At 62.4% G+C, this 13,636-nt stretch carries 7 protein-coding genes; 2 read left to right on the top strand and 5 right to left on the bottom strand.

The window, feature by feature from the left end; all coding sequences use genetic code 11:
* The first annotated feature begins 51 nt into the window (after nucleotides 1–51).
* Nucleotides 52–2,421 carry a glycoside hydrolase family 2 protein gene (locus NQ519_RS03485; protein ID WP_227901033.1) on the top strand — a complete coding sequence of 790 codons (2,370 nt, stop codon included), beginning with the start codon at nucleotides 52–54 and terminating at the stop codon, nucleotides 2,419–2,421.
* Complete coding sequence (locus NQ519_RS03480; protein WP_019149453.1) at nucleotides 2,422–5,010, top strand: glycoside hydrolase family 2 protein; 2,589 nt, start codon at nucleotides 2,422–2,424, stop codon at nucleotides 5,008–5,010.
* Nucleotides 5,011–5,050: 40 nt separating this feature from the next.
* Here NQ519_RS03480 and NQ519_RS03475 read toward each other — a convergent pair whose 3' ends face one another.
* From NQ519_RS03475 to NQ519_RS03455, 5 genes are read right to left on the bottom strand one after another with little or no spacing between them, the layout of a single operon-like run.
* A complete protein-coding gene (locus NQ519_RS03475; protein WP_019149454.1) occupies nucleotides 5,051–5,587 on the bottom strand; it encodes an RNA polymerase sigma-70 factor in 537 nt (178 codons plus the stop codon).
* Nucleotides 5,588–5,601: 14 nt separating this feature from the next.
* A complete protein-coding gene (locus tag NQ519_RS03470) occupies nucleotides 5,602–8,259 on the bottom strand; it encodes a glycoside hydrolase family 2 (protein ID WP_019149455.1) in 2,658 nt (885 codons plus the stop codon).
* Nucleotides 8,260–8,311: 52 nt separating this feature from the next.
* Nucleotides 8,312–9,973: a DNRLRE domain-containing protein gene (locus NQ519_RS03465; protein WP_019149456.1), complete on the bottom strand. Its 1,662-nt coding sequence runs from the start codon at nucleotides 9,971–9,973 to the stop codon at nucleotides 8,312–8,314.
* Between the two features lies 1 nt (nucleotide 9,974).
* Entirely contained in the window at nucleotides 9,975–12,218 is a 2,244-nt protein-coding gene (locus NQ519_RS03460; RefSeq protein WP_019149457.1) for a glycoside hydrolase family 3 N-terminal domain-containing protein, read from the bottom strand.
* A 19-nt stretch (nucleotides 12,219–12,237) separates the two neighbouring features.
* Nucleotides 12,238–13,632: a glucoamylase family protein gene (locus NQ519_RS03455; protein ID WP_019149458.1), complete on the bottom strand. Its 1,395-nt coding sequence runs from the start codon at nucleotides 13,630–13,632 to the stop codon at nucleotides 12,238–12,240.
* Nucleotides 13,633–13,636 lie beyond the last annotated feature (4 nt).

The raw sequence follows: 13,636 nt of genomic DNA, 5'->3' as shown, positions 1-13,636 counted from the left end.
TTGATTTCGGGCTTCGGAGGTACTTTTGTACGACTCAGAATACGAACCCGAATGAGAACTTTGCGAATATTGCTGTGTGTCCCGGCGCTGGCCCTGTGGATGACCTCCGCCGCCCAGCGCCAGGTCGAGGACGCCAATGACGACTGGCTTTTTTCCTATAAGGAGGCGACGGCCAAACCCGTGAAGGGCATTCCTCCGCAGGCGCAGGTCGCCTACGACGATGCCGGCTGGAAGTCGGTGTCGGTGCCCCATACGTGGCAGACCTACGAAACGACGGGCGAATTGCATCCCTTCATCGCCTCGCCCCATGCCAAGGACAATCCCTATTGGTGGAACGGCAAGGGCTTTTACCGCAAGCATTTCACCCTGCGGCCCGAAATGCGCGGCCGCAAGCTCTTCATCGAGTTCGACGGCGTGATGAAAAACTGTCTGGCCTACCTGAACGGCAAACTCATCGGCGAGCATCTGGGAGGTTACGGCTGTTTCAGCTTCGAGCTGACCGATTACGCAGACTACGATGGCGGAAACGTGTTCGTGCTGGAGGTTTCGAACCAGCAGACCGATCCCCAACGGGTGCCTCCGATGGATGCCGGGTGCTGGAACTTCTACGGCGGCATTTACCGCAACGTGCGGCTGGTCGCCACGGACGACGTTTTCATTCCGTTTCAGGGATCGTACAAACACGAGGGCGGTACGCACGTCACGACCGAAAATCTTTCCGATTCCGTTTCGCGGGTCCGGGTGCGCACGTGGGTGCGCAACGAACGCGCCGAGCGGCAGGCCGTGGAGCTGACCACCGCGATCGTCGATGGCGACGGACGGGTCGTGGCCCTTGCGAGCACTCCGCGGAATATCCGGCCGCAGGAAACGGCGCTTTACGACGAGGAGTTCGAGATCGGCGATCCGAAACGCTGGTCGCCGGCCTCGCCCGATCTGTATAAGGTGGTGTCTACGGTGACGGTCGGCGGCCGGACCTGCGACCGTTACGAAACCGTGTTCGGTATCCGGACCTTCGCGTGGAACCACGACGAACGGCGTCTGTACGTCAACGGCCAACCCGTCAATATTCAGGGCTTCAACCGCCATCAGGAATATCCGTGGCTAGGCGACGCCGTTCCTTATTTCATCCACCGCATGGACCTGCTGGACATGAAGCGCAACCTGAACTGCACGGCGCTGCGCCCCGGGCAGTATTGTTCCGGTCCCGAGGTCTTCGCGCTGGCCGATTCGCTGGGACTTATCACCTTTGCCGAACTTCCCAACGTCAAGAACCGCCCCTTCTCGCCCGAGGCGCAGTGGATGCAGACCGTCGAGATGGTCCGCCGGCTGCGGAACAGCCCTTCGGTCCTGCTCTTCGACATGGGCGACGAGACGGACCGGGCCGCCGACTCCCGCTGGGCTTACATGGAGTCTCCCGGACATTTCATCACCTGCCGTCATTGCGAAGGTTCGGGCGGCCGGTTCGTGGACATCACGCCCGAGGAGCTGCGCATGTCGAAGATGCTCCGCTGTGCTGTGCGCGGCTGGTACGGCGACGACGAGAAACCCTTGCGGCCCGACAATCAGCAATGGACCTCGAACGACGAGTTCCGCCATCAGATCGCGCTCCGGGGCAAGAAGCCCGGCAGCGTCGAGGACCGCATCGACCAGCCCAATCTGATGGTCTGGCTCTACGAGGATCACGGCTGCGACCGCGAGTACCGCAATGCCCCGATGCTGCATTACAATCCGAAAGGATGGGTCGATAGCTACCGCGTGCCCAAATACGCCTATTACCTCTGGCAGGCGAACTATGCCGAAAAACCGATGGTCTTCGTGATGCCCCACTACTGGCGGCGGCAGTACATCGGGCAGCGGCGTCCGCTGGTCGTGGATTCCAACTGCGAGGAGGTGGAGTTGTTCGTCGGCGGAAAGAGTTGCGGCGTGCTCCGGCCGTCGGCGGAGAACCGGCATTCGGTGACTTTCGGTGACGTTGGGGTGCGCAATGCGCCGCTGCGCGTGGTGGGCCGCAACGGCGGGGTGCAGGTGGCGGAGTGCGTCGTGCCGATGGCGGGTCCTGCGGAACGGCTGACGCTGCGGGCGTCGCACACGACGGTGGATGCCGCGCCCGGCGGGGTGTTCATCGTGACGGCCGACATCGCGGACAAGGCCGGAAACCATATTTACGGAGCCCGCAATACCGTGCGTTGGGAGGTCGAAGGCCCCGCGACGCTGGTGGGGCCCGCGGAGTATGTTTCGCAGTTCGGCGACGAAGCCGCCCGCACCGGATCGCTCTACATCGACATGCCCGTCTCGAACGTGGTGCGTCCGACCGGTGAGCCGGGCGAAATCCGCGTCCGGGTTTCGGCCGACGGACTTGCATCCGCCGAAACCGTCGTCCGGGCCCTTCCCCGTAAAATCAAGAAAAGCATTACCCGATAGATGAAACGGAATTTATTCACCCTCCTCTTTTTTATCGCGGCGGTCGGCGCCGTGCAGGCGCAGACGAGCCGGACCCTCTCGCTCAACGGGCGTTGGCGGGCAGCCGTCTCGGAAACGCAGCCCGACACCTATCCTTCGACCGTTCCCGTGCCGGGCGTGATGTCGCAGGCCGAGCCTGCGCCGGACATTGATTTCGACGCCACGCAGCTGAAAGACGACGTGGGGTATGATTACGTATGGTACGCCACGGAGTTCGACCTTTCGAATCCGCACGACGGTTATGACAACGGCAACTACACGCATGCCCTGCTGCGTATCCGGGCCAAATACAACGCGTTGGTGATCCTGAACGGCGTGGAGATCGGTTACGACGCCCATTGCACCTATTCGCACGCCGAGTTCGACGTGACGCGGGCGCTCGATTTCAACGGTCCCAACCGGCTGGTGGTGCGCGTGGGGAGCTGGAATACGGCGTCGTTTCCCTCGAAGGACAATTCGTCGGAGTGGTGGCGCAACTCGCGGGCTCCGGGCATCTGCGACGATGTGACCCTCTGCCTGACCCACGACGTGACGGTCCGGCACCTGAAACTGCTGCCCGACGTGGCCGACAGCGTGGTGGTATGCACGGCGCGCGTGGCCAATTTCGGCGGTGAATTCCGGAAAATGCAGGCCCGGGTGACGATCAACGACTGCCGGTACGATCTGGAGAACGGTTTCGACGAAATTCCCGTCGTTTGCGAGGCCCGGTTGGGCTCGTTGCCGATTCCGGCGGACAGCGTGGCCGAATTTACCTTCCGGATTCCGACCCCGATGCTCAAGCCCTGGACGCCGGGCCGCGAGGGCGATCCGCAGCTCTATCAGTTCAACTTCATCCTCGCGGACGACCGTTCTGCGGATTGCCGGACCGAGACCTTCGGGTTCCGCGATATTCGTGTCGAGGGGCGGGACGTGCTGGTCAACGGCCGCAAAACGCTGTTCCGGGCTGAGAACATCGCCTTTCAGCGGGCGCTGAACCGCTGGGCGGATGTAATGTTCGACGAGGCGTGGATACGTCGTTTCCTGCGTGCGGCGGTCGAGGATTACGGATTCAACTATCTGCGCATCCACCTCGGACACGCCTATAACAAGTGGTATGACATCGCCGACGAACTGGGGCTGATGATTCAGGACGAATGGCGTTTCATGCACGACGACGAGCCCGCGGGCGAAGACCTCGTGCAGACCGAAACGGAGTTCCGCCGCTGGGTGGAGCAGAACGTCAACCACCCGTCGATCGTCGTCTGGGATCAGGAGAACGAGGGCAACGTGAAACTCGAAGCGCTGAAAACCGAACTGCGGCTCTACGACCCGACGCGGCTGTGGGGCGAGGACGATTTCGAAGCCCGCCATATTTACGAATACTCCGAAACGATCGTCGATACGCCGGTGCATCCGGTCAGCGGTGCCCGGCCCTCGACCGTGCTGGAGTCCTGCCGCCTGTGGCTCAACGAGCGGGGCGATTTGGAACCGCGCGAGAGCTTCAAAACCAGCCGCACGGCCAGCGGCTGGGGGCTCTATTTCTATACGCTGCCCGAGATCGAGCGGTTGCAGGCCGACATCCATGCTGACTTGGGGACCTTCTACCGCTCGCGCCGCGTGCAGGCGTGGGCGCCCTTCGCGCTGCTGAGCGGGGCGGTCAACGGGCACAGTTACTTTTTGGGAAATTTGGCCGATTCGCTGACTCCCCAGCCCAACCTGCGGGTTCTTGCGCGGCTCAACGAACCGGTCGGAACCTCCGTCGAGATGAACCAGGCCCGGGAGTGGTACAAGGAGAAGACGCTCTACCGGCCCGGCGGCAGTTATGCGAAGACGGTTTGGGTCTGGAACGACACCGACCGTCCGCAGCGGCTCCGGCTCGAAGTCGCCGTGGCCGACGCTTCGGGTCGGGAACTGTCGGTGCGCGAAGCCGGAGTCGAGGTCGCAGCAGGCGGCGCCGAAGCGGTCACGATGAACTTCGTCATGCCCCGCAGGGAGGGTGTCTGTCTGCTGAAACCCCGCCTCGTCACGTCGGAAGGCCGTTGCATCGAAGGGGTTGAACGTCGGCTGATGGTGGCCCGCAAGTCCGGTCCGCAGACCGGGGTGCAGGGGTTCGGCGGACACGGCGAGCCGTTCGAGGGCTGTCGGTCGGTGTTGGAGAATTTTATCGGACAGGAGTTGCGGCCCGAGGTGCAGGCGAAGATCGTGCGTGCGCTCGGCGGAGAACTGATCGACCGGGCCGAACTGCGCCGGAAGGGCGGATTTCTCGTCCGGACGACCCGTTATCTGGGGCCCGGGCATATGTTGGTGACAACGCGCACGTTCGATGAAGGGGGCACGGAACTGGCCGCCGAGCAGAGCGAGGCGCTGACGTATGTGAAACTCCCGGAGCCGATCCGGCGAACGATCGCCCGGGTGGTCGGGATGGTCCCCGTGGACGAATCGAAGATCGTGCGCCGCCGGCAGCATGACACGGACATCTATACGGTCACGACGGTCGGCAGGGATGTCCGCTACACGATTCGGATGACCCCTTCCGGAACGTTGATCGGGTCCGAAATGTCGGGTAAATAGGCTGCGGTCTATTGTCGCGCCTTTTGCTGCGGATCGGGTTTCAGCTCGGGATGACCTTGCGGATCTCCTTCAGGGTGAGTTCGATGCTTTTTTCCACGGTCCGGACCGAAATGCCCAGCATCTCGGCGATCTCCTTGTTGGTCAGATTCTCTTCGCGGCTGAGGCGGAAAATCTCCTTGCGGCGCTCGCTCAGGTGGTCGATCGTTCGGACGACCACCTGTTCGATGTATTGCGACTGAATCAGATCGAGGGCATCGACATCCTTGGTGACGGGTTCGGGACTCCCGTCCAGCGAATCCCTGCGCCGGCGGTAGCCCGATTTGAAGTAGTCCCGCACTTCGTTGCGCGTGATCCTGTAAAGCAGGTGGTTGATGGATTCTCCCGAAATGTTGGCGCGGGCGATCCACAGTTTCATGAAGACGTTCTGGGCGATGTCCTCGGCCAGGGAGCCGTCCTTCACGAACCCTTTCGCAAAGAGGTAGATGCGCATGTAATACCTCAGAAAGAGAATCCGGTAGGCATCCTGATCCCCTGACCTGAGCTTTTCTATCAGTTCCCTTTCCGAGATGTAATTCATGGCCGAAACTGCGATTAGTTGATACGTTCGATCCGGATACCGCTGAGGGTGGTCTTTCCGATATTCGGAGTGAATGCAACCTCGATGCCTGAATTGTTCCGGGCAGTGACTTCCGTCGAAAAATCGACGGCCCGCAGGTTGCCGTAGTCGCGGGCGAGGTTCAGGTTGTCGAGGAGCTGCCGTCCGTTCACCGCCACCGAGAACTGGCGCACTCCCGCCGGAACGGATGCCGTGTCGGAGCCCGAAAGGTTGTAGATCAGCTCCTCCGTGGGGCTTTTGGGGTTGCTCTCCACGAAGCACAGCGTGATCCGGTAGGTGCCGTCGGCCACGTCGAAACGGTATCCCTCGATCCCCTCGGCGAAAGTTTGGTAGAGCGGGTTGCAGTCGGTTCCGAGGATGTTTTGCGAAATGCCCACTTTGTGCTGGCGGTCGATGCGCTCCCGGATCTTTCCGCCGATGCGTCCCCAGCCGTCCTGCGTGCAGACCTGATCGGGAATCCAGATGACGCCCGTTCCGGGAGCCACGGTCGCCTGATACGAACCGACATTGACGGCCAGATCGTTGCCTTTCCAGGCTTTCAGACTGTGCGGTACGACGGTGAAGTCGATGTCGAGACAGTCTTTCACGCCCCGGTCGTCGGTAGCCTCCAGCCGGTTGATCCCGTTGCGGAACGGCACGGAGAAAGTCGCCATATTTCCGTCGAGGGGCCTGCTGCCCAGCGATTCGCCGTTGACCGACAGTTCGATTTCCCGGCCGTTGCCGAATACGTTGATCGTGTGGATGGCGACGCCCGGCTGCCGCTCGACATCCGCACGGCGGGTGTAGTTGCGCGAAGCGATGTAGACGAGCGGGGTCTCCAGCAGGTTGGCCCGGTAAAGCGACGTGACATCTTTCTCCTTACGGTCGTAGGTGACGAGCCCTTTCTGATTGATCCAGGGGGTGGCGTCGGCGCGGGCCTCGGCGCCGAAGTCGGCGAAGTTCCACAGGGCGTATCCCGCGAGGAACGGCATCCGTGCGAACTGTTTGAGGTAGGAGTGGTGCAGCACCACCTGATACTCCTCGGAGTAGTCCCACGAGCGGGGAACCTGACTGTGGTTCATCAGATCGGCATCGGCGCCGCACTCCGAAACGATGATCGGCCGGTCGGGATAACGCGCGTGTTCGCTGGTCAGGTAGCGCGTCAGGTCTTCCAGCTGTTCGTAGTACCAGCCGAAGTAGAGGTTGTAGCCCACTACGTCGGGAATCGTGGAGACCTCGTATCGGTTGTATCCGTCCTCATAGTGGATCGCCATGACCGTGTTGCGGTCGGGAGCCTCCTCTTCGGTCAGCGCTTCGAGTTTCAGGGCCAGCGCGCGGGTGTCGTCGGCGACCTGCTGCCGTTGTTCCTCCGTCAGCCGTTTGTTCGAGAGCATGCGGATAAGGATTTCGTTCATATAGCCGTAGAGGATCACCGAGGGGTGGTTGTAGGTCTGGCGAATCTGTTCGCGCATCATCGAGAGCGCGTTCCGGGTGAAGGCTTCGGAGGGGGTCACCTCGTTGACGACCGGGATTTCGGTCCAGACCAGCAGGCCCAGTTCGTCGCACATGCGGTAAACCTCCGGGGCCTGCGGATAGTGGGCCAGCCGGACGAAGTTGAAGCCCAGCGATTTGATTTTCCGGTAATCGTTGCGGTGGTAGTCGTCGCCGAGGGCGTTGCCCAGTCCGGCGAAATCCTGATGGCGGTTGGTGCCTTTCAGGGGGTATTTCCGGCCGTTGAGCCGGAAGCCGTCGCCGCTGAAGCTGAACCAGCGGACCCCGAAAGGAATCTCGATGCGGTCGGTTGTGTTTTTGGCGCCCTTCGCCTCCTCGACGGAGAATTCCGCCGTATAGAGATAGGGCGTCTCGGGACTCCACAAATGGGGTTGGCGGATCGTGATGCCGTCGAAGCGGAACGGATTTTTCGAACCGCCCCGGAGCGTCATCGCCTTGACGGCCTCGCCCACGACGGCTCCCTGTCTGTCCCTGAGCACGGCTTTGACCCGGACCGCCCGGGTTGCGTCGCCGCTGTTGACCACATCGCCGCGGAGTACGACCGTCGCACGGGCCGAATCGACCGAGGGCGTCTCGACGAAGACGCCTTCCGAGGCGCAGTTTTGCAGGTCGAAATGGACGGGATCGACGGCGATCAGCTTCACATTGCGGTAAATGCCTCCGTAGAAGGTGAAATCGGCGTTCAGCGGCGGAATGTCCCGGTCGTGTTTGTTATCCAGCCGGACCTTGATGATGTTCTTCTTTCCGAATTCGAGGTGGCGGGTGATGTCGAAGTTGAACGCCGTGTAGCCGCCCGTGTGACTGCCGACCGGGGTGCCGTTCACGAACACTTCGGCGACCTGGTTGGCCCCTTCGAAATGGAGGATGATCCGGCGGTCCTTCCATTGTCCGTTGGGGATGAAGCCGTAGGCGTACCATCCCACGCCGCGGTAGTAGCCCGGGGTTTCGTCGAATGCGTCGTAGCGGTTCCAGGTGTGGGGCAGGTTCACCCGGGTCCATGCGCCGGAGGCGGGAGCGGGCTCTTCGGGGACGGTCTCTCCCCGGTGGAAATACCAGCCGTCGCTGATCGTCAGTTCGGTGCGCTGCGCCCGGAGCGACAGCGTGCACAGCAGAGCGGTAAGGGTCAGTAGGATACGTTTCATGGTTTATCGGTGGTTTTTGTTTTCTGTGTTGAGGCGTGTCGTTCGGGGCGGTTTATTCCGGCCATAGCCTGTTCTTTATTTCGATCGGGAGCGGTCCGCGGTCCCGGGGGTAGAAATCTGCGCACATCCGGTAGCGTTTTTCGATGCGTTCGGGCGAATACTCCCCGAATTTCTGGCGTTTCCAGAATTTGTTGAACGCCACCATGTCGGTATGGTCCATCAGGAACGCCCAGCGTTTCATCTGCCAGTAGGAGTCGTAGAAAAGATAGATGTCGTGGCAGTTCATGAAGGCGCCGAGGGCGTCGATCATTTCGCGGCCGTCGTTCTTTTCGGCCAGCAGCCGGTGAACCTCCTGCGCCGCGTCGTTGCATTTGTTGAAGTAGATGCAGCGCAGCTCCTCCATCCGGCTGATGAACCGCTCCACCGAGTCGTACTGCACCGGGGTGAGGTCGAGGTTGCGCACGCACTCCTCCACCTCGGCCAGCCGGCGTAGCTGGATTTCCTGCCGGGTGAGGTTCTTCCGGCCTTTGGGGTGCACCTTGTTGAGCACGCCGTCGAAGGTCAGGCCGTTGTCCTTTTTCGATCCGAGCCAGATGTAGGCCGCCTGCAAGGGTGAGAAAATCTCGATGATGTCGCCGCAGTCGTACCAGCGCTGTTCGCGGGTGTACTCCCAGATGTGCAGGTAGCGCAGCCGGTTGATCTGGAACCGGCGCAGTCCTTCGCGGTCCTGCCGTTCGATCATACCGTCGAGGCCGAGGATCGACTGCGAGAAGGGGTAGTAGGCGTTCGGCAGGATATATTCGCCGTAAACCACCACGTCCCAGTAGTAGGGATAGATGCGCTGGTCGCCCCGGAGACCGACCACCGGGTCGGTCGTCCAGTTCACGTAGCGGAAATTCCGTTCCTGGAGGTAGCGGCGGAACGTCGAGTCCTGCCGGGGCATCACGTAGCGCGGGTTGTAGCGTTTCGCCGGGTCGGCGGCGAATTTCGCCTTGCCGCGCCTGCCTTCGACCACCAGTTGCGGACCTTTGCCCGAGGCGTGTTCCGACGAGTAAAACAGCACGTGGTCGCCCATGACCTCCTCGGGAGCGTCGGTTTTGATGAGCAGTCCGGCGTTCTTCTCGGGTGCCTCGATCCATTGCCGGACCAAGGCCGCCGGAATCTCGAATTCGAGCCATTCGCCCCGGTATTTGGAGGCCGCCGCACGGCCGAGGGGCTCGGCGTCGTGATCGACCCCGGCGACCGAACAGCCGTTCGGCCCTCCGGCCCACTCCTCGCCGTCCGAGCGGCAGAGCCAGCTGGCAGCGTCGTGCTGCGGCATCGACTCCATCGAGCCTTCGCGCCATGCGGCGTTGCACTCCTTCACCGCATAGATGGCCACCGGGACTTCGGGAGAGGTCTGGGTGACGTTCCGGGGCTTGTAGATGCGGAAGCGCGCCGCGGAGACCTCCCGGCAGTCGATGCCGCGCAGGTCGAAGCGGACGAGGATGTTGCCCCGCCACATGTTCCACATGGCGATGCCGTAGCCTGCGTCGAGCGTCTGCGACGCCCCGAAGTTCCAGCCGGTCCAGTATTGTTCGTCGTGGTAGGTCACCTCGCTGCGGCGCAGGATGCAGTCCTCCACTTGCCGCAGGTGCGAGATGACGAACGTCGCCGCACCGACCGGTGCGCTGAGCCCGAAAAGGAGGGAAAGGAGTATGGCGGTTCGTTTCATGCTATTTCGTAACGGTGAATGTTCCGGACAGTTCGGCGTTCGAGTCGCCGCCCGCCCATACGCGGTAGTCGCCCGCCTCCTGCCCGAAGGTCATGTCGGCGCGCCAGAAGGAGAGTTCCCGCGGAGTGAGGACGAAGGTGAGCCGGCGGCTCTCCCCGGCTTTGAGGAACACTTTCTCGAAGCCTTTCAGTTCGCGGACCGGGCGGGTCACGCTGCCCACCAGATCGCGGATGTAGAGCTGCGCCACCTCGCTGCCGTCGCGGTCGCCGCTGTTGCGGAGCGTGACGCTGACGGTGACGTTTTCCCCGATCTTTGCCCGGGGATTGTCGACTTTCAGGTCGGAATATTCGAACGTCGTATAACTCAGGCCGTATCCGAACGGATAGAGCGGTTCGTTGGGCGTGAACAGGTAGCGCGAGGTGTATTTCTCGCTCGACTGCGACGTGAGCGCGCCGACCGGGCGTCCGGTGTTCTTCTGGTTGTAGAAGATCGGAATCTGCCCTGCGTCGCGCGGGAAGGTCATGGTCAGCTTGCCCGAGGGGTTCACGTCGCCCGAGAGCACGTCGGCCAGCGCTTCGCCGGCCATCGTTCCCGGCTGCCAGGCGACGAGTACGGCATCGGCGGTCGCGGACTCCTCGCACAGTTCCAGCGGCCGGGCCGTCACCAGCACTAACACGACGGGAGTGCCGCTCTCCCGGACCCGGCGAAGCAGGAGCTTCTGGGTTTCGGGAAGGGAAATGGAGGTGAGGCTCGCCGCCTCGCCGCTCCATGTCTGCGACAGTCCGAGCGTCAGCACCGCAACGTCGGCCTGTTCGGCGGCCCGGCGTGCGTCCTGAAAATCCGTCATCACGTCGCCGGCCACGACCCGGACGTTCTTGTCGCCGAAGCGCTCTTTGAGACCTTTCGAGAAGGTCGTTCCGACCTTGGTGTCGGCCGCCACGACCCACGACCCCAGCATCTCGCGCACGTTGTCGGCGAAGGGCCCGATCAGGGCGATTTTCTGCCCCTCCCGGATGGGCAGCACGCTGTTCCGGTTTTGCAGCAGGACCATCGAATTGGCCGCCAGCGAACGGGATGCCGCGAGCGCTTCGGGGGTGTACCAGGCCGATTCGCTGCGGCCGCAATAACGGTAGGGATCGTCGAAAAGCCCCAGCCGGAATTTCATGGCGAGCACCTGCGCGCAGAGTTCGTCGATCTCCCGGACGCTGATCCGGCCCTCTGCGACCAGCTCTTTCATGTGTTTGAGATAACCGTTCCCGACCATATCCATGTTGACCCCGGCCTTGACGGCCAGCCGTGCGGCGTCTTTCAGGTCTTCGGCGACGCCGTGGTTGACCATCTCGTTGATGGCGGTGTAGTCGGTGACGACGAATCCGTTGAAGCCCAGCTCCCGGCGCAGCAGGTCGGTCATCAGGTAGCGGCTTCCCGTCGCCGGAACGGCGTCGTAGTCGTTGAACGAGGTCATGACCGTTGCCGCTCCGGCGTCCAGCGCGGCCCGGTAGGGCGGAAGATAGACCTCGCGGAACGTGCGTTCGGACATGTCTACCGTGTGGTAGTCGCGCCCTGCCTGCGGGGCGCCGTAGGCGGCGAAATGTTTTACGCAGGCCATGATGGTCGTCGGGTCGGCAAGGTTCGTTCCCTGATAGCCCCGGACCATGGCGGCTGCGATGTGTTCTCCCAGATAGGGGTCTTCGCCCGAGCCCTCCGAAACGCGGCCCCAGCGGGGATCGCGCGAGATGTCGCACATCGGCGAATAGGTCCAGGCGATGCCTGCCGCCGACGCTTCGAGGGCGGATATGCGGGCCATGCGTTCGATGGCGGCCATGTCCCAGCTCGCCGAAACGCCGATGTTCACCGGAAAGATCGTTTTGTAGCCGTGGATGACGTCCATGCCGAAAAGCACGGGGATTTTCAGCCGCGTGTTCTCGACGGCCATTTGCTGAATACGGCGCGTCTCTGCCGCCGTTTTTATTCCGAAGACGTTGCCGCAGGCGCCGCTTTTGATGTAGTCGTCCATCTTTTCCGAGCTTCGGGGGCCGGTGACCATGCCGCGCGAAGCGAAGAGGACGCATTGGCCGATCTTCTCTTCGAGGGTCATTCTTTTCATCAGTTCCGACACCTTCCGGGCGGTCTGTTTGTCGCGGTAGAACGTTGCGGCGGCGCCCTGTTCGGGCAGCGCGGGGGTCTGGGCCGATGCCGGGGCGGCGAGAGCCAGGGCAATAGTCAGGGTCAGCAGAAGTTTCATTTCGGCAGCAGTTTGGCGATTAATCGTTGTCGGATGTGAATCCCAGCACGGTGAGCGCTGCGGTGATCTCGGGAGCGCTCATGAAGAGTCTCCACAACAGCCCCGTGCGGTAGTTTTCGATCATCGGAGCCACCGGGCACTGGTTGTTGGCCAAATAGCGCCGGACGGTGCCTTCGGTGTCGCTGTAAGCGTCCCAGAACCCCCAGGGACCCATCTGGGTCGGAATGTCCCAGTAATAGTGCGTCGCGGCGGCGATGGATTGTTCGGGGGTGTAGGGCATGGCGATCAGCGCGGCGTTGGCCGTGATGACCCCGACGTCGTTGTTGGTCCGCATGGACTGGTAATCGGTCGTGGCGTTGGAGGTGTAGCCGGCCGAGAAGCCCCAGCAGTCTGCGCCGTAGCACTTCCGGCCCTTGGGGTTTTCGAGGCAGTAGTTGTACTGGATCAGGGCGTGGCTCCGGAGCGCTTTCCAGTAATTGACGCCGCGTTCGTCTTTCAGCCCTTTGGGGCAGAACCCGCCGTAGGAGAAGGCGGTCCAGAACATCGGGCCCACGTCGTTCGCCCCCGAGTTGTGCCTGACGACGAAGGGGATTCCGTAGCGGCTGCCCGGATTGACGATGCCGCCGCTGCGCGACCAGCCGTTCATATAGGCCTTTTTGGGCTCCGGGAGCGGATGCGTCGGCGATGCCGCTGCGAGAAGGTAGGGCAGCAGGCATTCGTTGTAGCCTTCCAGGTGGAAATTCTTTTTGAAGCCTACCGTCGGGGACCAGTGCCACAGGAGGCAGTCGTCCGTATCCGATGCGAACCAGTCCCATTCCATGCCGCGCCAGAGGGCGTCGATGCGGGCGGCGAGCGCCTGCTCCGCTGCCGAACCGTCTTTCAGGTATTGGCGGGCGCAGAGGAGTCCGGCCGTCAGGAACGAGGTCTCGGCGATATCGGCCCCGTCGTCTTCGCCGTTCGATCCGGCAAAGGCGATGGTTCTGCCCGTGCGGTCGTCGATCCAGTGGGAGTACATGCCGTGCCAGCGCTCGGCGCGTTCCAGAAACGATACGATCTTTTCCAGCCGTCCGACGCCCTGCGCGCGGGTGATGAAGTTCCGTTCGATGCCGACCAGTATTCCCATGATCCCGAAGCCCCCGGCACCGATCGTCAGCGTGTTTTCGTCTTTCGACGGTTCGTCCGCGAAGTAGCGGACCCGCGCCAGTCCCGAGTTGGGACGGGCGCCGCTCCACATATATTCGAAGTGGGTCTTCTGAATCCAGGTCAGCAGCCCTTCCACGTCCTCCCGGTTTTTCGGAGGTGCAATCGCCGGGGTGTCGTCACCCCCCCCCGGACCCTCTTTACCTTCGTCCGATCCGGAGCAGCCGGCAAGGAGCGCCGCTGCGGCGAGCAGCCATATCGCAAATCGTTTCATGCTC

Origin of the sequence: Alistipes senegalensis JC50 (assembly GCF_025145645.1) — a bacterium.
Lineage (GTDB): Bacteria > Bacteroidota > Bacteroidia > Bacteroidales > Rikenellaceae > Alistipes > Alistipes senegalensis.
This window is presented reverse-complemented; position numbering and strand designations above follow the sequence as displayed.